Genomic DNA, 22,484 nt, shown 5'->3' with positions numbered 1-22,484 from the left:
AGCCGCCAGCGTCTTTGATGGCCGCTCAATGCGCATTTGCGCCGACGCAGCATCTTTTCCCGATGGCGGTTTCAAGTCTGAAACCGCCGCGCCTTCGTCAGCATTCACACTCGCAGCAAAACGGCAATTGCAAGACTATGGCTCTCGCTAAACGCATCATCCCGTGTCTCGACGTCACCGCTGGCCGCGTGGTCAAGGGCGTCAACTTCCTCGAATTGCGCGATGCGGGCGACCCCGTGGAAATTGCCCGTCGCTACGACGATCAAGGCGCCGACGAGCTCACGTTTCTCGACATCACCGCAACTTCGGATCAACGTGATCTGATCCTGCCGATCATCGAACAGGTGGCGTCGCAGGTTTTCATTCCGTTGACCGTTGGCGGCGGCGTGCGGGCTGTCGAAGACGTGCGGCGGCTGCTGAACGCGGGCGCGGACAAGATCAGCATGAATTCATCGGCGGTGTCGAACCCGCAACTGGTGCGCGACGCATCGGATAAACATGGTTCGCAGTGCATTGTGGTCGCGATCGACGCCAAGCGCGTCAGCACTGGCGACGAAACCCCGCGCTGGGAAGTGTTCACGCACGGTGGACGCAAGAACACCGGGCTCGATGTGATCGAATGGGCGCGCAAGATGGCGGAGTACGGCGCCGGGGAAATCCTGCTGACCAGCATGGATCGCGACGGCACCAAGAGCGGCTTCGACCTTGCGTTGACGCGGGCGGTATCGGACGCGATCTCGATTCCGGTGATTGCGTCGGGCGGCGTGGGGTCGCTTGCGCATCTCGCCGACGGCATCACCGAAGGTCACGCCGACGCGGTGCTTGCTGCCAGCATCTTCCACTATGGCGAACACACGGTCGGCGAAGCAAAACGCTTCATGGCGGATCAGGGTATATCGGTGAGGATTTAAGCGGTGACTGCACAAACTGAAGCGTCGGGCTGGCTCGACAAGGTCAAGTGGGACGACAACGGTCTCGTGCCGGTGATCGCGCAGGAATCCGCCACGGGCGACGTGCTGATGTTCGCGTGGATGAACCGCGAGGCGTTGGCAAAGACCATCGAATTGAAGCGCGCCGTGTATTACTCGCGCTCGCGCAAACGCCTGTGGTTCAAGGGCGAGGAGTCGGGACACGTGCAGCACGTTCACGAAGTCCGGCTCGATTGCGACGAAGACGTCGTATTGCTGAAGGTCGAGCAGGTATCGGGCATCGCTTGCCATACCGGCCGTCATTCGTGCTTTTTCCAAAAATTCGAAGGATCGGTGGAAACGGGTGACTGGCTCGCCGTAGAACCGGTCTTGATGGACCCCGAACATATCTACAAGTAATGACCGAATCCACGACTTCCACGCAAGACACGTTGCTGCGCCTCGCGGCGATTATCGACAGCCGCAAGGGCGGCGATCCGGAACAATCCTACGTTTCACGACTCTTTCATAAAGGTGACGACGCCGTTCTGAAGAAGATCGGCGAAGAAGCCACCGAAGTCGTGCTGGCCGCCAAGGACGCTCGGCACGGTGGTGCGCCCAACGCGCTGGTCGGTGAAGTGGCCGACTTGTGGTTCCATTGTCTCGTGATGCTGTCTCATTTCGATCTCGGTCCAGCGGAAGTCATCGCGGAACTCGAGCGGCGCGAAGGTACGTCGGGGATCGAAGAGAAAGCGTTGCGCAAGTCCCGCGACCGCGAGCAGGACGAAAACGGCCGCTGAAAAGCGGCGCCGGTTCGCATCGAAGGGCATCTGGAGGATGAAATGAATCAGCCGTACGAACCTTATCCACCGCCCGTCTACGAGAACCCGGCCGATTCCGAGCGGCTACGCGGACTGCGCACCCTGACTCACGTGCTGTACGCGCTCTATGCGGCCTATTGGCTGACCGGCGGATTGACGGTGCTGATTGCGATCATCATCAATTACCTGAAACGCGACGATGTCGTCGGGACGCCATATGAAGCGCATTTCCAGTGGCAGATCCGCACTTTCTGGTGGGCGTTGCTCGGGCATGTGATCGGCGTTGCGCTGATCTGGGTACTGATCGGTTTTCCCGTTCTGGCCGTGGTCGGAATCTGGACCTTGTATCGGGTCATAAAAGGCTGGCTGTTTTTGTACGAGAACAAGCCGTTGCAACCGCGCGCCTGGGTTTGAACCAGAACTTAACCGCGCACTGATAACCGGGATTTACCCGCGAGACACATGAGCCAAGAGAACTGTATTTTCTGCAAGATCGCCGCGGGAGAAATTTCGAGCAAGAAAGTCCATGAGGACGATGAATTCGTTGCTTTCCACGATATCAATCCGGCCGCCCCCGTCCATGTGCTGGTGATTCCGCGTAAACATATTGAGACACTGTCGAGCTGTACCGAAGCCGATGCGCCGCTGCTTGGTAGAATGCTGAGCCTGACGGCGCGCCTTGCCAAGGAACTCGGCGTTTCATACACCGGCGGCGACACAGGATTTCGTACGGTCATCAATACTGGGCCGGGTGGCGGGCAAGAGGTTTATCACATTCACGCACATATTCTTGCGGGCGAGCGGCCGTGGCGCCGGATGGGCTAGGAAGGCTGTTTTCATGTAATGAAATCGAAAGCGTCTTTTCATCGCAATATTGCGCGCGCAAACTGTCGGTTTAATCAGCGGAGCGTCAGTGCTCCGACTCGGGCCGAAAGGTCCACATTCTTCGCTGCGGGCAGCAATCCCGGTGAAGCCAAGGAGAGTTTTCAGTCATGGGTTCGTTGAGCATTTGGCATTGGTTGATCGTGTTGTTGATCGTGGCGCTGGTTTTCGGCACGAAGAAGCTGCGTAACATCGGCGGCGATCTGGGCGGCGCGGTGAAGGGATTCAAGGAAGGCATGAAGGAAGGCGAGACGCCGGCCGAGCAGCGCGAACTGCCGCGCAACGGCGCGGTGGACGTGGAAGCGAAGGACAAGACGCGCTCGAGCGACTACCGGTAAGCCAAGCCCGGCTCGGTTCTCCGTGTAGTTCCAGCCGTATTCATTCGTCACCTTCAGGATCTTCGATTCCATGCTCGACCTTGGTCTGACCAAAATGGCGCTGATCGGCGTCGTCGCGCTGGTAGTGCTCGGGCCGGAGCGTCTGCCCGGCGTGGCGCGGACGGCCGGTGCGCTGTTCGGGCGCGCGCAGCGGTACATCAACGACGTCAAGGCCGAAGTCTCGCGTGAGATGGAACTCGACGAGCTGAAGAAGATGCGTACCGAGTTCGAGACGGCGGCGTCGAATGTGGAGAACACGATTCACGACAACCTGCGCCAGCACGAGAACGAACTCAACGATGCCTGGAAGCAGGGCACGTCGGTTTCCGACAGCGTCGCGGGCGGCGGCGACCCGGATCTGACGCATGTTTCGGGCGACACGTGGCGGTCATCGTTGGACAGCGGCACGTCGTCCGGCAAGCGCAAGAACTGGCGCGTCAAGCAGAGTGCCATTCCAAACTGGTATAAGCGTACGTCGTTACGCAAGACGCGCGTTCAGTCGGGCGCGGCGCGTGTAGCGCGGCATACGCCAGAAACGCTGCGCCGTCCGACGCGGTTTTTCTGATGACGCAGCCGCTTTGAATTCGCGAACACCAACTTCCCTTCCATCGATGAATCCCAGCAGAGGGCCGGCGTGAGCGACCCGCAACAGATTAAAGACGAGGCCGTCGAAGAGACGTTCATCTCGCACCTGGTCGAACTGCGTGACCGCATCATCCGCGCAGGCGCTTCAGTCATCGTCGTGTTTATCGGCCTGGTTTATTGGGCGCCCAATATCTTCAGGTTGCTCGCCCGGCCGCTGATGCAGAACTTGCCGAAGGACGGCAAGATGATCGTCACGGACGTCACCGGCTCGTTCTTCGTGCCGATGAAAGTGACCATGATGGTTGCGCTCGTGATCGCGTTGCCAATCGTGTTGTATCAGATCTGGGCGTTCATTGCGCCCGGGCTGTATCAGCACGAGAAGAAGCTGGTCGTGCCGCTGGTCGGAAGCAGCTACTTCCTGTTCCTGTGCGGCATGGCGTTCGCGTATTTCGTCGTCTTCCCGACCATTTTCCGCGTGATGGCGCATTACAACGCGCCGCTCGGCGCGGAAATGACGACGGATATCGATAATTACCTGAGCTTCGTGCTCACCATGTTCCTGGCGTTCGGCGTGACCTTCGAGGTCCCGATCATCGTGGTGATCCTGGCACGCATGGGATTCGTGACGATCGCGAAGCTCAAGCAGATCCGGCCGTACGTGATCGTTGGCGCATTTGTGATCTCAGCGGTCGTGACGCCGCCGGACGTGTTCTCCCAATTGATTCTGGCCATCCCGCTGATCATTCTTTACGAGGTGGGCATCATTGCAGCGCGAGTCATAGTCGGGAAGGACAAAATCAAGGTGCAGGAAGCGGAAGCCACCGAGGACGCCAAAAGGGATGCCGAGTAAGCGGTTTGTCATCAGCTAACCTAAAGCATAAAGGCCGTTCCAACGTCGAGTTGGAACGGCCTTTTGATTTGCATCGTCCGGATAAGTTACTTACTCGTCGCCCTGATCTCCGCCCTGGTCGCCGCCTTCGTCGTCCGGTGATTGAGGCGCCTTGGGCTGCATCGGCCGCTTGCCGATCACCACATTCAGGTCCAGCTCCTTGCTCTTTCGCATCAAGTGAACTTTCACCGATGTCCCTGGCTTGATCTGCGCGACGACGTTCAGCAAACGCGTCGTGTCGGTGATGGCGTCGTCGTTGATGCTGATCAGGATATCGCCTGGCTTGATGCCGGCTTTGTCGGCGGGGCCGCCTTGCAGCACGCCCGCCACGATTGCGCCGGACTTCTGGTCGAGTCCGAACGATTCCGCGATTTCCGGCGTCACGTCCTGCGGTTCCACGCCAATCCATCCACGCGTGACCGTTCCCGTCGTGATGATGCTTTCTAGCACGCTGCGCGCAGTCGATACCGGAATCGCAAAGCCGATTCCGAGCGAGCCGCCGCTGCGCGAATAAATCGCGGTATTGATGCCGAGCAGATTGCCGTTCACATCCACGAGCGCGCCACCCGAATTACCTGGGTTGATCGCGGCGTCCGTCTGGATGAAATTCTCGAAGGTGTTGATGCCGAGGTGATTGCGCCCGAGCGCGCTGACAATCCCCATGGTCACCGTCTGCCCGACGCCGAACGGATTGCCTATGGCAAGCACCACGTCGCCCACGCGCGTCTGGTCCATGCGGCCGAGCGTGATGGTCGGCAGGTTCGTCATGTTGATCTTCAGCACGGCGAGGTCGGTTTCAGGATCCACACCAATCACCTTCGCCGATGACGTCCTGCCGTCCGCGAGTGCAACTTCAATTTGATCCGCCCCGTCGACGACATGCTGGTTCGTTAGAATGTAGCCTTCGGAGCTGACGATCACGCCTGAACCAAGATTCGACGCGGGCGTCTCGTCGCCTTTGCGCTTGTTTTTATCGCCGAAGAAGTACCGGAACAACGGATCTTTCGCGCGCGGGTCGGGCGGCAAAGTGCCGTCCTTGCTGGAAAAAACGTTGACCACGGCGGGCATCGCTTTTTGCGCGCCATCCGCATACGACGACTGAGCAGGCCGGGAACCAATGCTGGGAGCCACTTCCTGCAACGCGACGATCGGTTCGGCGAGTTGCTTGCCGAACGTTCCCTGGCGTTGAAGCCACTGCGGTTTCAAGGTCGCGACGATGAACATCAGCGCCAACAGCACGGTCACCGCTTGGGCAAAAAACAGCCAGAAGCGTCTAAGCATTTGATGGAATAGAGGAATTCATGGATCGGATCGAACTCGAATTGTATCTGAACAATCTGCTGGAAATAGGACGCTTCAAGGACTATTGCCCGAACGGATTGCAGGTTGAAGGCTCGCGCCGCGTCGGGAAACTGGCGACGGGCGTGACGGCATCGCTGGCGTTCCTCGAAGCCGCGATCGAATGGGGCGCGGACGCTGTGCTCGTGCATCATGGCTATTTCTGGAAGAACGAGGCGCCGCAGGTCACGGGACGCAAATATCAGCGGCTGAAAACGCTGCTTGCCAACGACCTTAACCTGTTTGCCTACCACCTGCCGCTCGACTCGCATCCCGAGTTCGGCAACAACGCGCAACTCGGCGCGCGGCTCGGATTGATCGCGGACAACCGGTTCGGCGACCAGGACCTCGGCTGGATTGCGTCATTGCCCATGTCGCTGTCGCTCGAACACTTCACCGCGACAGTCGAGAACGAGCTCGGCCGCAAGCCGCTCGTGTTCGGCGACCCGGATATGGAATTGCGTCGCGTGGCGTGGTGTACGGGCGGCGCGCAAGGTTTCTTCGATGAAGCGATCGCCGCCGGCGCCGATGTCTACATTAGCGGCGAAGTGTCGGAGCAGACCATGCACATCGCGGCGGAAAGCGGCGTGGCATATGTTGCGGCCGGGCATCATGCGACCGAGCGTTATGGCGTTCAGGCACTCGGCGCCCATGTGGCCGAACATTTCGATATCGAGCACGTGTTTATTGATATCGATAATCCCGTCTGATTATCTTGCGCTGCAATAATTAATGATGCTCCGTAAATAACCCCTTCATTCAAGAGTGACTGAAAAGTGCGGGGAAACCCTTAAGAATGAAGGACTTCGAGCGTTTTTTGCTATTCAACTCTTGTAAATGACGACTCCATTCGCGCACACTAGCGTCGGTAGAACGGACTGACGGTATAAATCCAACTCAGAAGTGGGGCGTGTGATGCGAGACAACGAAGATCAACGCGTCGACGGCGGCCGCAGGACCTGGCTGATTGCGACAACCGTAGCAGGCGGACTCGGTGGCGTAGCCACTGTCATTCCGTTTGTCGGTTCGTTTGCACCGTCGGAAAAAGCCAAGGCGGCAGGCGCGCCGGTCGAAGTAGATATATCCGGTCTCAAGCCTGGCGACATGATGACTGTCGCCTGGCGCGGCAAGCCGGTGTGGATCGTGAACCGCACCGAGGAAATGCTCGCCGACGTGAAGAAAGCCGATCCCGAACTCGCCGATCCGCATTCGAAAAAAGAATTCACGATGCCGCTGCCGGAATACTGCAACAACGAATTCCGCTCGCGCCCGGAGCACAAGAACCTGTTCGTTGCCGTCGCCGTTTGCACGCATCTCGGCTGCACACCCACGCCGCGCTTCCAGGAAGGCGCGCAACCCAATCTCCCCGATGACTGGCCCGGCGGTTTTCTCTGCCCCTGCCACGGTTCGACCTACGACATGGCCGGCCGCGTCTTCAAGAACAAGCCAGCGCCGCAGAACCTCGACATTCCGCCGTACATGTTCACCTCGGCGACGTCACTCGTGATTGGCAAGGACGAAAAGGGAGAAGCGTAATGGCGACGACCGACAAAGACGTTGAGACAAGCGGATTCCTGGGCTGGATCGACAGGCGTTTTCCGCTGACATCGACCTGGAAAGCGCACGTCTCCGAGTACTACGCGCCGAAAAACTTCAACTTCTGGTACTTCTTCGGCTCGCTTGCGCTGCTGGTGCTTGTGATCCAGATCGTCACCGGCATTTTCCTCGTGATGAACTACAAGCCCGACGCGACGCTGGCGTTCGCATCGGTCGAGTACATCATGCGCGAGGTGCCATGGGGCTGGCTCATCCGCTACATGCATTCCACGGGCGCGTCGATGTTCTTTGTCGTCGTCTATCTGCACATGTTCCGTGGACTGATGTACGGGTCGTATCGGAAGCCACGTGAACTTGTCTGGATCTTCGGCTGCGCTATTTTCCTGTGCCTGATGGCCGAAGCGTTCTTCGGTTATTTGCTGCCGTGGGGACAAATGTCGTTCTGGGGCGCGCAGGTGATCGTGAACCTGTTCTCGGCCATCCCGTTTATCGGCCCGGATCTGTCGCTCTGGATTCGCGGCGATTACGTCGTATCCGACGTCACGCTGAACCGGTTTTTCGCGTTCCACGTGGTCGCCATCCCGCTGGTCCTGATCGGGCTGGTCGTCGCGCATCTGGTCGCGTTGCACGAAGTCGGATCGAACAATCCGGACGGTATCGAAATCAAGGCGAAGAAAGACGAGAAGGGCATTCCGCTCGATGGCATCCCGTTCCATCCGTACTACTCGGTCCACGATTTCATGGGTGTGTGCGTGTTCCTGTTCATCTTCGCGGCGATCGTGTTCTTCGCGCCGGAAATGGGCGGCTACTTCCTGGAAGCCAACAATTTCGTTCCGGCGAACCCACTGCAGACGCCAAACGAAATCGCGCCGGTCTGGTACTTCACCGCCTTCTACGCAATGCTGCGCGCGACCACCGATCCGTTCAAGATCGTGCTGATGGTGATCATCGCGTTGCTTGGCGTTCTGGCGTTGTTGCGCGGGCGCGGCAAGTGGCGCTTCGGCTTGCCGGTGCTGGCGTTGCTCGTGATCGTGTTCATGGCGCTGACCGAATCGAAATTCTGGGGCGTGGTGGTGATGGGAACGGCGGTGGTATCGCTCTTCTTCCTTCCGTGGCTTGACCGGAGCCCGGTCAAATCCATCCGATACCGCCCGCTTTTCCACAAGGTCTTCTACGGCGTCTTTGTGTTCGCGTTCTTCGTGCTCGGCTATCTCGGCACAAAACCGCCGTCGCCGGCCAGCACGTTGATTGCGCAGATATGCGCGCTGATTTATTTCGGCTTTTTCCTCGGCATGCCTTTCTGGACGACGCGCGGCCGCTTCAAGCAGCCGCCTGACCGCGTTCAGTTCAAGCCGCATTGACCTCGCTTGGGATATGGCCGCAGCCAGATTGCATGGGATCAGGGTAAGGCGCTCAGCGCCAACTCTGGTCGACACAGGAGACACAACGATGAAAAAATGGCTCTCTGCCCTCGTGCTGATCGGGGCGTCGCTGGTCGCGTTCGGCTTGACGCCGGCGCACGCGCAAGAAAACCCGCAGCTCGACGCCGCGCCCGACAGTTCGGAAAATTTCGCTTCGCTCCAACATGGCGCAAAATTGTTTGTAAACTACTGCCTGAATTGCCACAGCGCGAATTTGATGCGTTACAACCGGCTGACGGACATTGGCATCGATCCGAAGGAAATCCAGGCGAACTTGCTGTTCACCACGGACAAGATCGGCAACACGATGACCGTCGCCATGCGTCCGGACGATGCAAAAGCGTGGTTCGGTTCGGCGCCGCCGGATTTGTCGGTGGAGGCGAGGGCGCGCGGCAAGGACTGGATCTACACGTATTTGCGCAGTTTTTATCGCGACGACACCCGGCCGACCGGCTGGAACAACCGGGTGTATGAAAACGTTGCAATGCCGCATGTGCTGTGGGAGTTGCAGGGCACGCGCACCGCAAAATTCGACACCGAAGTCGACGAAAAAACTGGCGAAAAGGTGAAACATTTCGCGGGTTATACCCAAGTCACTCCGGGGACAATGTCGCCAGTAGATTATGATTCGGCTATGGCCGATCTGGTTTCGTACCTTTCGTGGATGGCGGAACCGGCGCAGCAGACGCGAAAACAGCTGGGCGTCTGGGTCCTGATGTTCTTGGGAATTTTGAGCTTTCTCGCATGGCGCCTCAACGCGGCATACTGGAAGCAGATTAAATAACACGCCGCGATCGGTGTGGGTCAGCGTCGACAAAGCGCCTCGCAGAAGGCGCTTTTCGCACGCTGGCCCTTATGTTTTCTGAAGGGACTTTTAATCATGATGGTTTTGTACTCCGGCACTACTTGCCCGTTCTCCCAGCGCTGCCGGCTGGTGTTGTTCGAAAAGGGCATGGACTTCGAAATCCGCGACGTTGACCTGTTCAACAAGCCCGAAGACATCGCAGTGATGAACCCGTACGGCCAGGTGCCGATTCTGGTCGAACGCGACCTGATCCTGTACGAATCGAACATCATCAACGAATACATCGACGAGCGTTTCCCGCATCCGCAACTGATGCCCGCCGATCCGGTCCAGCGCGCGCGTGCCCGCCTGTTCCTGCTGAATTTCGAGAAAGAGCTGTTCGTGCACGTCGGCACGCTCGAGAACGAAAAGGGCAAAGCCGCCGAAAAGAATCACGAGAAGGCGCGCAACGCGATTCGCGATCGCCTGACGCAGCTTGCGCCCATCTTTCTCAAGAACAAGTACATGCTCGGCGAAGAGTTCTCCATGCTCGACGTCGCCATTGCGCCGCTCCTGTGGCGCCTGGATCACTATGGCATCGAGCTCTCGAAGAACGCCGCGCCCTTGATGAAGTACGCCGAGCGGATCTTTAGCCGGCCGGCTTATATCGAAGCGCTGACGCCTTCGGAAAAAGTGATGCGTCGCTGACGTATCCGATCGCGGAGCGCGCCGGGTCGACTGGCGGCGTTTCGCATCGATAGAGGACAAGCCGATGCAAGAAATCTCCACCAAGCCGTATCTGTTGCGCGCGCTCTATGAGTGGTGCACGGATAACGGCTTCACGCCGCACATAGCAGTTCGTGTGGATAACGGAACGCGCGTGCCGCGGCAATTCGTGCGTAACGACGAGATCGTGCTCAACATCAGCTTCGAGGCGACGAGCCAGTTGCAGATGGGCAATGAGTGGATTGAGTTCAGCGCGCGGTTTTCCGGCAAGTCGCACAAGATCGAGGTGCAGGTCGCCAACGTGCTCGCTATCTACGCGCGTGAAAATGGCCAGGGCATGGCGTTTCCGGTCGATCCCGCAGCACTGGGCGCGGCGCCCGATGTCTCGGGTCTGGATGGACCGCGTTCATCGGAATTGGGTCCGGACGAGAGCGGCGCCGAGCGGATAGAACGCCGTGAACCGGCCGCGTCAACACGAGATGACGACGAGTTGCCTCCCGACGACGATGGATCAAAATCCACTGGCCGGGCTCACCTCAAGGTCGTCAAATGAAGTAATATCGCTGACTTCGCCGGCTTAGCTCATCAGGTAGAGCAGTTGATTTGTAATCAGAAGGTGGCGGGTTCGAGTCCTGCAGCCGGCACCAGATAGCTTCAAGAAGTAGTCAGATGTAATTGAACCCCGCGCCCGGCAACGGTCCGCGGGGTTTTTTCTTTGCGTCCCTCGACGCAGCGCTTACGCCGCGTTCCTGATCCATTCCCTAGGGAACGCCTGCGGCTTGATATTCTTTTCACAAACCCCTTGCGCAGCCCGTGAGGGCACACTAGAATTCGGCCTCTTCGCTTCTGGGTGAGGCGAAGAGAAGCGGGAAGTAGGGGATTCGCAGTTCTATTCCGGTAGCTGGAGAGCCATGCAGGACGGCCCTCGCAGGAATCGAGGTCCAGGTGGTCGTGATTTGGAGTTTGTCACGATGCGGTAAAAAACCTGTTGACGAAAAGCGAAACGTTCTACATAATCTCGTTTCTGTGCTGCAAACGCAGCGACGCGAAAGCGGTGGTGTTCTGAGGGATGGGATGCTGCGGTTTTGGTGAATGTTCTTTAAAAACTAACAGCCGATAAGTGTGGGCGCTTGGTGTTTTGCTTTGGAGTGTGGTGGTGTCTTTCGGGGCGCTGCCGTGAAGCGAAAGTATCAAGTCTCACACTAGTATTAAGGTAGGTTTTGAGCGTCTTTTCAGAGATGGAAAGATGGGAGGAACTTGTCAGTACGTTGAGTGAGCGACCTATTCGGAAGAATAGAAAACAGTAACAGGCATTGAACTGAAGAGTTTGATCCTGGCTCAGATTGAACGCTGGCGGCATGCCTTACACATGCAAGTCGAACGGCAGCACGGGGGCAACCCTGGTGGCGAGTGGCGAACGGGTGAGTAATACATCGGAACGTGTCCTGTAGTGGGGGATAGCCCGGCGAAAGCCGGATTAATACCGCATACGATCTACGGAAGAAAGCGGGGGATCGCAAGACCTCGCGCTATAGGGGCGGCCGATGGCAGATTAGCTAGTTGGTGGGGTAAAGGCCTACCAAGGCGACGATCTGTAGCTGGTCTGAGAGGACGACCAGCCACACTGGGACTGAGACACGGCCCAGACTCCTACGGGAGGCAGCAGTGGGGAATTTTGGACAATGGGGGAAACCCTGATCCAGCAATGCCGCGTGTGTGAAGAAGGCCTTCGGGTTGTAAAGCACTTTTGTCCGGAAAGAAAACCTTTGCACTAATACTGTGAGGGGATGACGGTACCGGAAGAATAAGCACCGGCTAACTACGTGCCAGCAGCCGCGGTAATACGTAGGGTGCGAGCGTTAATCGGAATTACTGGGCGTAAAGCGTGCGCAGGCGGTTCGTTAAGACAGATGTGAAATCCCCGGGCTTAACCTGGGAACTGCATTTGTGACTGGCGAGCTAGAGTATGGCAGAGGGGGGTAGAATTCCACGTGTAGCAGTGAAATGCGTAGAGATGTGGAGGAATACCGATGGCGAAGGCAGCCCCCTGGGCCAATACTGACGCTCATGCACGAAAGCGTGGGGAGCAAACAGGATTAGATACCCTGGTAGTCCACGCCCTAAACGATGTCAACTAGTTGTTGGGTCTTCATTGACTTAGTAACGTAGCTAACGCGTGAAGTTGACCGCCTGGGGAGTACGGTCGCAAGATTAAAACTCAAAGGAATTGACGGGGACCCGCACAAGCGGTGGATGATGTGGATTAATTCGATGCAACGCGAAAAACCTTACCTACCCTTGACATGGTCGGAACCTGGCTGAAAGGCTGGGGTGCTCGAAAGAGAACCGATACACAGGTGCTGCATGGCTGTCGTCAGCTCGTGTCGTGAGATGTTGGGTTAAGTCCCGCAACGAGCGCAACCCTTGTCCTTAGTTGCTACGCAAGAGCACTCTAAGGAGACTGCCGGTGACAAACCGGAGGAAGGTGGGGATGACGTCAAGTCCTCATGGCCCTTATGGGTAGGGCTTCACACGTCATACAATGGTCGGAACAGAGGGCTGCCAACCCGTGAGGGGGAGCTAATCCCAGAAAACCGATCGTAGTCCGGATCGTAGTCTGCAACTCGACTACGTGAAGCTGGAATCGCTAGTAATCGCGGATCAGCATGCCGCGGTGAATACGTTCCCGGGTCTTGTACACACCGCCCGTCACACCATGGGAGTGGGTTTTACCAGAAGTGGCTAGTCTAACCGCAAGGAGGACGGTCACCACGGTAGGATTCATGACTGGGGTGAAGTCGTAACAAGGTAGCCGTATCGGAAGGTGCGGCTGGATCACCTCCTTTCTCGAGCTCAACGCTTCTGAACGAAGCACTAAAGTGCTCACGCTTATCGGCTGTAAGAAGACAGGCTAAGGGTCTGTAGCTCAGTTGGTTAGAGCACCGTCTTGATAAGGCGGGGGTCGTTGGTTCGAATCCAACCAGACCCACCATTTACTCTTGAACGTTTGAAAGAACGAACGAAGATAAATGCAGACCCTCAAGCATCAAGGTATCTGGGGGATTAGCTCAGCTGGGAGAGCACCTGCTTTGCAAGCAGGGGGTCGTCGGTTCGATCCCGTCATCCTCCACCAATCATCAATGCCAAGCACGTTTAGACCGAGCCATGCCGGTCGAGCGTGATTTGCATTGGCGATTGAGCCAGTCAGTAAAATCATGTGGAGCATAGCGCTTCAGGTGATGCTGTCGTTCTTTAACAATCTGGAAGAAGTAGTAAAGAGATTCACGAAAGCATACTTAGAGATGGGTGTGTGAGTAGGTGAATCAGGGTTGTGATTGTATCAATGTATGAAAAAGTGATCGAGAGATTGCTTTGGAATACGGCGCAACACGAATACTCAACCTATAGCGGTGTGAAAGAGGTTTCCCTCGAAGCTGAACTTCGGTTCGGAGTCGGGAGGGGTCTCGGAGACGCACTCGTTATAGGGTCAAGCGAACAAGTGCATGTGGTGGATGCCTTGGCGATCACAGGCGATGAAGGACGCGGTAGCCTGCGAAAAGCTACGGGGAGCTGGCAAACGAGCTTTGATCCGTAGATGTCCGAATGGGGAAACCCGGCCCTTCTGGGTCATCCGTAACTGAATACATAGGTTACGTGAAGCGAACGCGGTGAACTGAAACATCTAAGTAACCGCAGGAAAAGAAATCAACCGAGATTCCCAAAGTAGTGGCGAGCGAAATGGGATCAGCCTGTACTCTTTAGCACGACCGTTAGCCGAACACTCTGGAAAGTGTGGCCATAGCAGGTGATAGCCCTGTAGGCGAAAGCGGATGTGTGGAACTAGGTGTACGACAAGTAGGGCGGGACACGTGAAATCCTGTCTGAAGATGGGGGGACCATCCTCCAAGGCTAAATACTCGTGATCGACCGATAGTGAACCAGTACCGTGAGGGAAAGGCGAAAAGAACCCCGGGAGGGGAGTGAAATAGATCCTGAAACCGCATGCATACAAACAGTCGGAGCCTCGTAAGGGGTGACGGCGTACCTTTTGTATAATGGGTCAGCGACTTACGTTCAGTAGCAAGCTTAACTGATTAAGGCAGGCGTAGCGAAAGCGAGTCCGAATAGGGCGTTCAGTTGCTGGGCGTAGACCCGAAACCAAGTGATCTATCCATGGCCAGGTTGAAGGTGCGGTAACACGTACTGGAGGACCGAACCCACTAATGTTGAAAAATTAGGGGATGAGCTGTGGATAGGGGTGAAAGGCTAAACAAACTTGGAAATAGCTGGTTCTCTCCGAAAACTATTTAGGTAGTGCCTCGTGTATCACCTTCGGGGGTAGAGCACTGTCATGGTTGTGGGGTCCATTGCGGATTACTACGCCATAGCAAACTCCGAATACCGAAGAGTGCAATCACGGGAGACAGACATCGGGTGCTAACGTCCGGTGTCAAGAGGGAAACAACCCAGACCGCCAGCTAAGGTCCCCAAATATTGCTAAGTGGGAAACGAAGTGGGAAGGCTAAAACAGTCAGGAGGTTGGCTTAGAAGCAGCCACCCTTTAAAGAAAGCGTAATAGCTCACTGATCGAGTCGTCCTGCGCGGAAGATGTAACGGGGCTAAGCAATATACCGAAGCTGCGGATGCGAGATTTATCTCGCATGGTAGGAGAGCGTTCCGTAAGCCTGTGAAGGTGCATTGAAAAGTGTGCTGGAGGTATCGGAAGTGCGAATGCTGACATGAGTAGCGATAAAGGGGGTGAAAAGCCCCCTCGCCGTAAGCCCAAGGTTTCCTACGCAACGTTCATCGGCGTAGGGTGAGTCGGCCCCTAAGGCGAGGCAGAAATGCGTAGCTGATGGGAAGCAGGTTAATATTCCTGCACCATTGTTAAATGCGATGGGGGGACGGATCGCGGAAGGTTGTCCGGGTGTTGGAAGTCCCGGTCCTTGTATTGGAGAAGGCGCTTAGGCAAATCCGGGCGCGGAATTCAAGGGTACGAGGCCATTCACTTAGGTGAAGAAGCAATCGGAAGTGGTTCCAAGAAAAGCCTCTAAGCTTCAGTTTAACAAGACCGTACCGCAAACCGACACAGGTGGGCGAGATGAGTATTCTAAGGCGCTTGAGAGAACTCGGGAGAAGGAACTCGGCAAATTGGTACCGTAACTTCGGGATAAGGTACGCCCCTGTAGCTTGATGCGCCTGCGCGCAAAGGGTGAAGGGGTTGCAATAAACTGGTGGCTGCGACTGTTTAATAAAAACACAGCACTCTGCAAACACGAAAGTGGACGTATAGGGTGTGACGCCTGCCCGGTGCCGGAAGATTAAATGATGGGGTGCAAGCTCTTGATTGAAGTCCCGGTAAACGGCGGCCGTAACTATAACGGTCCTAAGGTAGCGAAATTCCTTGTCGGGTAAGTTCCGACCTGCACGAATGGCGTAACGATGGCCACACTGTCTCCTCCCGAGACTCAGCGAAGTTGAAGTGTTTGTGATGATGCAATCTCCCCGCGGCTAGACGGAAAGACCCCATGAACCTTTACTGTAGCTTTGCATTGGACTTTGAACCGATCTGTGTAGGATAGGTGGGAGGCTATGAAACCGGAACGCTAGTTTCGGTGGAGCCGTCCTTGAAATACCACCCTGGTTTGTTTGAGGTTCTAACCTTGGCCCGTGATCCGGGTCGGGGACAGTGCATGGTAGGCAGTTTGACTGGGGCGGTCTCCTCCCAAAGTGTAACGGAGGAGTACGAAGGTACGCTAGGTACGGTCGGAAATCGTGCTGATAGTGCAATGGCATAAGCGTGCTTAACTGCGAGACCGACAAGTCGAGCAGGTGCGAAAGCAGGTCATAGTGATCCGGTGGTTCTGTATGGAAGGGCCATCGCTCAACGGATAAAAGGTACTCTGGGGATAACAGGCTGATACCGCCCAAGAGTTCATATCGACGGCGGTGTTTGGCACCTCGATGTCGGCTCATCTCATCCTGGGGCTGTAGCCGGTCCCAAGGGTATGGCTGTTCGCCATTTAAAGAGGTACGTGAGCTGGGTTTAAAACGTCGTGAGACAGTTTGGTCCCTATCTGCCGTGGGCGTTGGATATTTGAAGGGGGCTGCTCCTAGTACGAGAGGACCGGAGTGGACGAACCTCTGGTGTACCGGTTGTCACGCCAGTGGCATCGCCGGGTAGCTATGTTCGGAAGAGATAACCGCTGAAAGCATCTAAGCGGGAAACTCGCCTTGAGATGAGATATCCCTGGAGCTTCGAGCTCCTTGAAGGGTCGTTCTAGACCAGGACGTTGATAGGTCAGGTGTGGAAGTGCAGTAATGCATTAAGCTAACTGATACTAATTGCCCGTAAGGCTTGATCCTATAACCAGTGTGTGTCGGCAGCCGTTAGTGCTTAAGCACGTATGGATGCCCCATCCCGCGCCATGCGCGGGGTCTTGAGTACACGCATCGGTTGAGATCAGTGTTGTGCCTGATATAAGTAGTAGCAAACACAACCCCAAGCTTCACCCGTAATAACGAGGCGTGCTCAACACATGCACTCGACTACTTCTTCCCCAGATTGGTTCAGTCGCACCGCTTCACCGCGACTGAACACCCCCTCAATGCCTGATGACCATAGCGAGTTGGTACCACCCCTTCCCATCCCGAACAGGACCGTGAAACGACTCCACGCCAATGATAGTGCGGATACCCGTGTGAAAGTAGGTAATCGTCAGGCTCCTCATCCTCTGCATCTCATCGCAGTCGCTAAAACCCCACCCCAGCAAGGTGGGGTTTTTGCGTTTACAGCGCGGCTTAGTAGCCACTCAAGCCCAGGTGGCGGAGGAATCTCAGCTCGCGTCGGCTCCCCTGGTATCAACACGCTAAAATAGCGCTTCGGCCCGTCGTTCAAGGGCGTCTGCAAAACAATCAGGTCTCCATGTTACGTCTAAGCGAAATCAAGCTTCCGCTTGAGCATTCGGAAAGCGAGCTCGAGTCGGCTATTCGCTCACGCCTCGCGCTTATCCACGTTCCGTCCGAAAGCCTTATCCGCTATACGGTGTTTCGCCGTGCGCACGATGCACGGAAGCGTTCCGACATCAAGCTCACGTATATCGTCGATGTAGAGATCAAGGACGAAGCGGCCGCTCTTCGTCATCTCGACGATCAGCCGCATTGTTCGACCACGCCTGATATGGCGTACAAGTTCGTGGCGAAGGCGCCTGAACAGATGCCATCGCCGAGACCGGTTGTGATCGGCATGGGACCGTGCGGTTTGTTCGCCGGCCTCATTCTCGCGCAGATGGGTTTTCGCCCGATCATCCTCGAGCGGGGCAAGGCGGTCCGTGAACGGACCAAAGACACGTGGGGCCTGTGGCGGAAAAACGTGTTGAACCCGGAGTCAAACGTTCAGTTTGGCGAGGGCGGCGCCGGTACGTTCTCCGACGGCAAGCTGTATAGCCAGATCAAGGACCCGAAGCATTACGGCCGCAAAGTCCTCGATGAATTCGTGCTCGCCGGCGCGCCGGAAGACATCCTCTATCTGAGCCGGCCGCATATCGGTACGTTCAGGCTGGTCGGCATGGTCGAGAAAATGCGCGCGACCATTCATCAGCTCGGCGGGGAAGTGCGGTTCGATACTCGAGTCGAGGATATCGATATTGAAAACGGAAAGGTCCGTGGATTGACGCTTTCCAACGGAGAGACGCTGCGCTGCGATCACGTGGTGTTATCGGTGGGACATAGCGCGCGTGACACGTTCGAGATGTTGCACCGGCGTGGCGTCTATATGGAAGCGAAGCCGTTTTCGCTCGGGTTTCGGATCGAACATCCGCAAGGGTTGATCGATCGAAGCCGGTTCGGGAAGTTTGCCGGACATAAATTGCTGGGCGCTGCTGACTATAAGGTCGTTCACCACTGCAGCAACGGTAGAGCGGTCTATAGCTTTTGTATGTGCCCGGGCGGAACGGTAGTAGCCGCGGCGTCGGAGCCAGGCCGCGTGGTCACGAACGGCATGAGCCAGTATTCGCGAAATGAGCGGAATGCAAACGCGGGGATCGTCGTCGGGATTACGCCGGAAGATTTTCCGGGCGGTCCGCTTGCCGGCATCGCGTTTCAGCGGCAGTGGGAAGAGCGGGCGTTCGAGCTTGGCGGCGGTGACTATTCGGCGCCGGCGCAACTGGTTGGGGATTTCATCGCGCGGCGGGCATCGACGGCGCTTGGTTCTGTAGAGCCGTCGTACAAGCCAGGCGTACGTATGACTGACTTGAGTACCGCGTTGCCCGATTACGTGGTCGAGGCGATTCGCGAAGCGCTTCCGCAAATCGATAAAAAGATTCCCGGGTTCGCCATGGCCGACGCCGTCCTGACCGGCGTGGAGACGCGGACGTCATCGCCAATCCGCGTGCGGCGCAAGGACAACTATCAGAGCATGAACGTCGATGGCTTATTCCCCGCGGGAGAAGGTGCAGGGTATGCCGGCGGCATTTATTCGGCGGCGATCGATGGGATTGAAGTCGCCGAAGCGTTGGCGTTGGACATGATGGCGAAATGAGTCATCCAAGCGCGGCGACGAGCCGCTTTTGTTCGATGTCCAGCCCCAACTGACGCGCGAGATCGATTACGGGCTTGAAGCGGCGTTGTTTCTTCTCCGCGTGATTGCGCGCGATGTCCGCAAGGCGATGATCGAGGAACGGATTCTGGAAGCGATCGCGAACATCGGCGAGATAGGCTTGTGCTGCGTCGTGCTTGCCGAGGGCATTAAAGACGGGCAGCACTTCGTCCTGCCATACCGACTCCAAAGTATCGCGCCATGCGGCGTTGCGCATGGCATCGAGCACGGTTGCGTCGGCTGCGGATTGCCCGGCGAGCCAGAGTTCGGCGAGCATCGTGTGACCCAGATTGAGCAGCAAAAGCTTGAGACGCTCGTAGTGGGCGAGGTCGTCGGTGATCACGATGTCTTCGTGCTCGCACGGCAGAATCATGCCCGGCTGGCGCTCGATTGCCCATAGCGCGTAAGGTTCGGCGACGGCACCAACCGGATGAATCGGCTCCGAGACAATGCGGTCGACAAGCGAATTCACCCACACGCAATCGTGCTCGAGATAGCGTATGAACGCCTCATTTGCATGCCATTGCTTCGCGATGCCAACCACCGCGTCACGCAACGTATTGCCGTTGTGCGAAACGAGTTCACACGGCAGCAATGTGACCGGCTCAGCGCCTGCGACGAACCTGTCATGCAGCAGCGCAGCGAGTTTCGCCGGAAAACCGCGCGGCACTGAGGCCGCTTCGAATCCGCGGCCAATGTCTTTATCGAAGGAAACGTAGCCCGTATCCCCCGTGTTCGACACGATGACCCTGACGTCGCGCCGCACGCGTTCACGAAGCGTCGGCCAGTCATCGGCGGCGTTCAGCGCTTCGGTGATCGCGTCGCATTGCACGGTTTCATCGATGGTCGTATCGCCTTTTCGTCCGCGAATCCGCACCGGATAGACGCTCGATGCGCGCAACGCATCAATGCGCGCGCGGCTCTCGGGATTCGACGTGCTTTGTACAACCGTGATGCGGCCAAGCGCCTTCGGCGGCTCGCTTCGCAAGGCTTGCGCGACAAACAAATCCACGTGCGCCTGAAGGAAGCGGCTCGTGCCGAACTGCAGAATGGGATTGCTCATTGCGTGCTCAACACTCGACCAGCGCCTTGATCACCCCGGCCGATGGATCCAGCAACCTCGAAAACTCATGCGGCAAATTGCTGAGCTGCAACGTGTGCGTGTTGAGTGCGGCGGTGGGAATCAGGCCGGCGCGCATGGCGGTGAGTACGGTTTCGAAGTCGTCGGGCGTGGCGTTGCGGCTTGCGAGCAGTGTGGTTTCGCGCTTGTGGAACTCGGGATCGGCGAACGAGATGCGGTCGCGAACGATCGATATCAGCACGTACTTGCCGCCGTGCGCAACGAACTCCAGGCCGCGTTCCATGGCTTTGACGTTGCCGGTGGCATCGAAGACGATATCGAAGAATTCTTGGTCCGTGAGCTCGGCGAGTTGTTTGGCGTCGGTCGCGGCGTCGGTGGTATCCAGGCGCACGATGTGATCAGCGCTCAGTTGCGTCTCGCAGAATTTCAGGCGGTCTTCCCGGCCATCGAGCACCGTCACTTCGGCGCCGCGCAGCTTCGCGAAAATCGTTGCCGCCATGCCGATGGGACCCGCGCCCACCACGAGCGCGCGCTGTTTCGGCTGTACATCGGCGCGGGCGACGGCGTGTGCGCCAATGGCGAGGAATTCGATCATCGCAGCTTGATCGAGCGTGACGCCATCGGCTTTGAACACGAAAGCTTGCGGCACGGCGAGTTGCTCGACCAGACCGCCGTCCGTGTGCACGCCGAGCACACGAATGTTCATGCAGCAATTCGGCTTTTTGGCGCGGCACGCGATGCACTTCCCGCACGCAAGATAAGGCATCACGTAGACCTGATCGCCTTTTGCGACGCGCGCACCGGCTGGTGCCGATTCGACGATTCCCGACAGCTCATGTCCCATCACGCGCGGATACGCGAGAAACGGCTGATTGCCCGTGAATATGTGCAGATCCGTGCCGCACACGCCGACGCGTTTGATGCGAATCAGCACATCGTCGGGACCGGGTTCCGGAGACGGCCGATCGATCAGGACGAGAGAGCCGGGTTGTTCGCAGATGACAGTTTTCATGAGAGGGGTCTGTTTTGGCCTTACCAGAGTGCATGTTAGTTTCGTAAAAGAGAACTGGTCAAGCCAATTTGCCGATAGTACGGGTTTGGCCTGACCATTCTGACCTCCTTTGTTTAGAATTCACGCTTTCGCCTGGTTAATCCCGGCGCGCGATATCTGCAGAAAAAGGAATCCTCGTGGCAGGCAAACCCATCGAAACGCGCCGTCTCTATCTCCAGATCGCCGATAAGCTGCGCGCACTCATCGACGACAAGGGGTTCGCGCCGAACGGCCGTTTGCCGTCGGAGCGTGAACTGGCGTCGACGCTCGGCGTATCGCGGCCGTCCGTGCGCGAAGCGCTGGTTGCGCTGGAACTGGAAGGGCGTGTCGAAATCCGAATGGGATCGGGCGTTTATATTTGCGCGGCACCCGCGCCAGGTTCTCGCCCCGGCATGCTGGCCGACACGGAGCTCGGGGAGAGCCCGCTGGAAATCACGACGGCGCGCATGGTGATAGAAGGTGCGATCGCGGCGAGCGTCGCGGCGTTCGCCAAGCCCAAGGCGCTCAGGGCATTGCGCGACATTTACGAGGACATGGGACGCCAGGTTGCCCACGGCCAGATTCCACTTGCTGCGGACCGTGCGTTTCACATGGCTGTTGCGCAAATGTCGGGTAACGACGTGCTGGTGCGTACCGTTGCAGGTCTTTTCGATGAACGGCATAGCCCGTTGTCATCGACGTTGCGCGGGCATTTCGAGGGGGAGGAGACGTGGGCGGACGCGTTGAGCGAGCACAAGGAAATACTGGACGCACTCGAAGCGCGCGATGCGATTCAAGCTCAGGCTGCCATGCAGCGCCACCTGAAAGCGTCTTACGAGCGGCTGATGACCCGCCGCAAACATTGAGAAAACCGCTTCAGGCCAGCCGATGAAAATACCGGACTGGCCGCAAGACCATCACTGAATGCAGGCTCAACCCGGATAAGCCTCATCGACTTTCAGCCCGGCGAGCTTGAAGATCACGCGCAACGTCTGCGGAGCGATCTCGCGACGCGACGCCAGCGTGGTCAGCACGAAGTCCATGACCTTGGCGTACTTGAGCATCGTCAGGCAAGTTTCCATGTCGGTGGTTCCGTCGCGCATGGCTTCTGCAAGCCGCAGCATTTCGCCGGAAATCTCTCGAGCCATTTCCAGTTCAAGTTGCTGCTTTTCGCTCCATTCCGGCAACGCGGTGAGCTTGGCGAGCATCTCTTGAAACTGCTGTTCGGCTTTACTGTCTCGGATTGGGTCCATTGCCGTCCTCATTTCGTTCGCGTGTTCCTCGGGGAACGCGCTTTGTGTGCGTGGGTGTTACGTAACAGGCAGCGCGTGGTTACGAGACTCGGTGCATCTCACCGGTCGCCGGTTAATCGCGCTCACCTTGGCTACAGGCTTGTTGTTCAGTCAATTTTGCGGTTTCGTGCCGCCGTTGCGTCCATCCGTCCCGTTGATTGTCCCGTTGCAAATGCACGAAATGTTCCATCTGAAAC

Annotated in this window: 20 protein-coding genes, 3 tRNA genes and 3 rRNA genes; 22 read left to right on the top strand and 4 right to left on the bottom strand. The window is 57.3% G+C overall.

Annotated elements, in window-relative coordinates; all coding sequences use genetic code 11:
- Positions 1-137 precede the first annotated feature (137 nt).
- The 8 genes from hisF (at position 138) to tatC (ending at position 4,423) form a co-directional block, all read left to right on the top strand.
- The gene (gene hisF, locus AXG89_RS04000; RefSeq protein WP_062000437.1) at positions 138-911 is read left to right on the top strand and encodes an imidazole glycerol phosphate synthase subunit HisF; all 774 of its coding nucleotides are present in this window, start codon (positions 138-140) and stop codon (positions 909-911) included.
- Positions 912-914: 3 nt separating this feature from the next.
- Positions 915-1,328, top strand: a complete 414-nt coding sequence (hisI, locus tag AXG89_RS03995) for a phosphoribosyl-AMP cyclohydrolase (RefSeq protein WP_062000436.1) — start codon at positions 915-917, stop codon at positions 1,326-1,328.
- Complete coding sequence (locus AXG89_RS03990; RefSeq protein ID WP_062168101.1) at positions 1,328-1,708, top strand: phosphoribosyl-ATP diphosphatase; 381 nt, start codon at positions 1,328-1,330, stop codon at positions 1,706-1,708. The genes hisI and AXG89_RS03990 overlap by 1 nt, the downstream gene beginning before the upstream one ends.
- A gap of 42 nt (positions 1,709-1,750) precedes the next feature.
- Entirely contained in the window at positions 1,751-2,143 is a 393-nt protein-coding gene (locus tag AXG89_RS03985; protein ID WP_062168100.1) for a DUF4870 family protein, read from the top strand.
- A gap of 48 nt (positions 2,144-2,191) precedes the next feature.
- Positions 2,192-2,554, top strand: coding sequence for a histidine triad nucleotide-binding protein (locus AXG89_RS03980; protein ID WP_062168098.1), 363 nt, complete (start codon positions 2,192-2,194; stop codon positions 2,552-2,554).
- A gap of 167 nt (positions 2,555-2,721) precedes the next feature.
- A complete protein-coding gene (gene tatA, locus AXG89_RS03975) occupies positions 2,722-2,949 on the top strand; it encodes a Sec-independent protein translocase subunit TatA (protein ID WP_056355605.1) in 228 nt (75 codons plus the stop codon).
- Positions 2,950-3,019: 70 nt separating this feature from the next.
- Positions 3,020-3,553, top strand: coding sequence for a Sec-independent protein translocase protein TatB (gene tatB, locus AXG89_RS03970; protein WP_062168096.1), 534 nt, complete (start codon positions 3,020-3,022; stop codon positions 3,551-3,553).
- Between the two features lie 69 nt (positions 3,554-3,622).
- On the top strand, positions 3,623-4,423 hold the full coding sequence (gene tatC, locus AXG89_RS03965; RefSeq protein ID WP_062000430.1) for a twin-arginine translocase subunit TatC: 801 nt from the start codon (positions 3,623-3,625) through the stop codon (positions 4,421-4,423).
- 90 nt (positions 4,424-4,513) lie between these two features.
- Here the strand turns inward: tatC and AXG89_RS03960 are convergent, their stop codons facing one another.
- Complete coding sequence (locus AXG89_RS03960; protein ID WP_062168094.1) at positions 4,514-5,743, bottom strand: S1C family serine protease; 1,230 nt, start codon at positions 5,741-5,743, stop codon at positions 4,514-4,516.
- Positions 5,744-5,763: 20 nt separating this feature from the next.
- Here AXG89_RS03960 and AXG89_RS03955 point away from each other — a divergent pair, with 20 nt between their 5' ends.
- From AXG89_RS03955 to AXG89_RS03895, 13 genes are all read left to right on the top strand, one after another.
- On the top strand, positions 5,764-6,510 hold the full coding sequence (locus AXG89_RS03955) for a Nif3-like dinuclear metal center hexameric protein (protein ID WP_062000428.1): 747 nt from the start codon (positions 5,764-5,766) through the stop codon (positions 6,508-6,510).
- A gap of 205 nt (positions 6,511-6,715) precedes the next feature.
- Positions 6,716-7,336, top strand: a complete 621-nt coding sequence (gene petA, locus AXG89_RS03950) for a ubiquinol-cytochrome c reductase iron-sulfur subunit (protein WP_062168092.1) — start codon at positions 6,716-6,718, stop codon at positions 7,334-7,336.
- Entirely contained in the window at positions 7,336-8,718 is a 1,383-nt protein-coding gene (locus tag AXG89_RS03945; RefSeq protein ID WP_062000426.1) for a cytochrome b, read from the top strand. The genes petA and AXG89_RS03945 overlap by 1 nt, the downstream gene beginning before the upstream one ends.
- Positions 8,719-8,806: 88 nt before the next feature.
- Entirely contained in the window at positions 8,807-9,562 is a 756-nt protein-coding gene (locus AXG89_RS03940; RefSeq protein WP_062168090.1) for a cytochrome c1, read from the top strand.
- A 96-nt stretch (positions 9,563-9,658) separates the two neighbouring features.
- Positions 9,659-10,270: a glutathione S-transferase N-terminal domain-containing protein gene (locus tag AXG89_RS03935; protein ID WP_031362199.1), complete on the top strand. Its 612-nt coding sequence runs from the start codon at positions 9,659-9,661 to the stop codon at positions 10,268-10,270.
- Between the two features lie 64 nt (positions 10,271-10,334).
- On the top strand, positions 10,335-10,841 hold the full coding sequence (locus AXG89_RS03930) for a ClpXP protease specificity-enhancing factor (protein WP_062000424.1): 507 nt from the start codon (positions 10,335-10,337) through the stop codon (positions 10,839-10,841).
- Positions 10,842-10,859: 18 nt separating this feature from the next.
- Positions 10,860-10,935, top strand: a tRNA-Thr gene (locus tag AXG89_RS03925).
- A 668-nt stretch (positions 10,936-11,603) separates the two neighbouring features.
- Positions 11,604-13,134, top strand: a 16S ribosomal RNA gene (locus tag AXG89_RS03920).
- Positions 13,135-13,203: 69 nt separating this feature from the next.
- Positions 13,204-13,280 (top strand) — tRNA-Ile (locus AXG89_RS03915).
- A gap of 65 nt (positions 13,281-13,345) precedes the next feature.
- A tRNA-Ala gene (locus AXG89_RS03910) sits at positions 13,346-13,421 on the top strand.
- Between the two features lie 352 nt (positions 13,422-13,773).
- Positions 13,774-16,654, top strand: a 23S ribosomal RNA gene (locus AXG89_RS03905).
- Between the two features lie 245 nt (positions 16,655-16,899).
- Positions 16,900-17,012, top strand: a 5S ribosomal RNA gene (gene rrf / locus AXG89_RS03900).
- The 16S, 23S and 5S rRNA genes sit together here with 2 tRNA genes alongside, the layout of an rRNA operon.
- A 201-nt stretch (positions 17,013-17,213) precedes the next feature.
- Complete coding sequence (locus AXG89_RS03895) at positions 17,214-18,827, top strand: NAD(P)/FAD-dependent oxidoreductase (protein ID WP_062000411.1); 1,614 nt, start codon at positions 17,214-17,216, stop codon at positions 18,825-18,827.
- A gap of 1 nt (position 18,828) precedes the next feature.
- Here AXG89_RS03895 and AXG89_RS03890 read toward each other — a convergent pair whose 3' ends face one another.
- Positions 18,829-19,947 (bottom strand): D-mannonate oxidoreductase, encoded by a 1,119-nt coding sequence (locus AXG89_RS03890; RefSeq protein ID WP_062168088.1) that lies wholly within the window; start codon positions 19,945-19,947, stop codon positions 18,829-18,831.
- A 7-nt stretch (positions 19,948-19,954) separates the two neighbouring features.
- Complete coding sequence (locus AXG89_RS03885) at positions 19,955-20,977, bottom strand: zinc-binding alcohol dehydrogenase family protein (RefSeq protein ID WP_062168086.1); 1,023 nt, start codon at positions 20,975-20,977, stop codon at positions 19,955-19,957.
- A 176-nt stretch (positions 20,978-21,153) separates the two neighbouring features.
- On the opposite strand from AXG89_RS03885, the gene AXG89_RS03880 reads away from it, so the two are divergent.
- Positions 21,154-21,861, top strand: a complete 708-nt coding sequence (locus AXG89_RS03880) for a FadR/GntR family transcriptional regulator (RefSeq protein WP_062168085.1) — start codon at positions 21,154-21,156, stop codon at positions 21,859-21,861.
- 66 nt (positions 21,862-21,927) lie between these two features.
- Here the strand turns inward: AXG89_RS03880 and AXG89_RS03875 are convergent, their stop codons facing one another.
- Positions 21,928-22,248, bottom strand: coding sequence for a hypothetical protein (locus tag AXG89_RS03875; protein ID WP_062000407.1), 321 nt, complete (start codon positions 22,246-22,248; stop codon positions 21,928-21,930).
- Between the last annotated feature and the right edge of the window lie 236 nt (positions 22,249-22,484).

Source organism: Burkholderia sp. PAMC 26561, from assembly GCF_001557535.2.
GTDB lineage: Bacteria > Pseudomonadota > Gammaproteobacteria > Burkholderiales > Burkholderiaceae > Caballeronia.
This window is presented reverse-complemented; position numbering and strand designations above follow the sequence as displayed.

Bases quoted from the DNA above. Each gene is read 5' to 3' on its own strand.
- hisF (WP_062000437.1), top strand. From the start codon at position 138: ATGGCTCTCGCTAAACGCATCATCCCGTGTCTCGACGTCACCGCTGGC.
- AXG89_RS03990 (WP_062168101.1), top strand. From the start codon at position 1,328: ATGACCGAATCCACGACTTCCACGCAAGACACGTTGCTGCGCCTCGCG.
- AXG89_RS03985 (WP_062168100.1), top strand. From the start codon at position 1,751: ATGAATCAGCCGTACGAACCTTATCCACCGCCCGTCTACGAGAACCCG.
- AXG89_RS03980 (WP_062168098.1), top strand. From the start codon at position 2,192: ATGAGCCAAGAGAACTGTATTTTCTGCAAGATCGCCGCGGGAGAAATT.
- tatA (WP_056355605.1), top strand. From the start codon at position 2,722: ATGGGTTCGTTGAGCATTTGGCATTGGTTGATCGTGTTGTTGATCGTG.
- tatB (WP_062168096.1), top strand. From the start codon at position 3,020: ATGCTCGACCTTGGTCTGACCAAAATGGCGCTGATCGGCGTCGTCGCG.
- AXG89_RS03960 (WP_062168094.1), bottom strand. From the start codon at position 5,743: ATGCTTAGACGCTTCTGGCTGTTTTTTGCCCAAGCGGTGACCGTGCTG.
- AXG89_RS03955 (WP_062000428.1), top strand. From the start codon at position 5,764: ATGGATCGGATCGAACTCGAATTGTATCTGAACAATCTGCTGGAAATA.
- petA (WP_062168092.1), top strand. From the start codon at position 6,716: ATGCGAGACAACGAAGATCAACGCGTCGACGGCGGCCGCAGGACCTGG.
- AXG89_RS03945 (WP_062000426.1), top strand. From the start codon at position 7,336: ATGGCGACGACCGACAAAGACGTTGAGACAAGCGGATTCCTGGGCTGG.
- AXG89_RS03940 (WP_062168090.1), top strand. From the start codon at position 8,807: ATGAAAAAATGGCTCTCTGCCCTCGTGCTGATCGGGGCGTCGCTGGTC.
- AXG89_RS03935 (WP_031362199.1), top strand. From the start codon at position 9,659: ATGATGGTTTTGTACTCCGGCACTACTTGCCCGTTCTCCCAGCGCTGC.
- AXG89_RS03930 (WP_062000424.1), top strand. From the start codon at position 10,335: ATGCAAGAAATCTCCACCAAGCCGTATCTGTTGCGCGCGCTCTATGAG.
- AXG89_RS03895 (WP_062000411.1), top strand. From the start codon at position 17,214: ATGTTACGTCTAAGCGAAATCAAGCTTCCGCTTGAGCATTCGGAAAGC.
- AXG89_RS03890 (WP_062168088.1), bottom strand. From the start codon at position 19,947: ATGAGCAATCCCATTCTGCAGTTCGGCACGAGCCGCTTCCTTCAGGCG.
- AXG89_RS03885 (WP_062168086.1), bottom strand. From the start codon at position 20,977: ATGAAAACTGTCATCTGCGAACAACCCGGCTCTCTCGTCCTGATCGAT.
- AXG89_RS03875 (WP_062000407.1), bottom strand. From the start codon at position 22,248: ATGGACCCAATCCGAGACAGTAAAGCCGAACAGCAGTTTCAAGAGATG.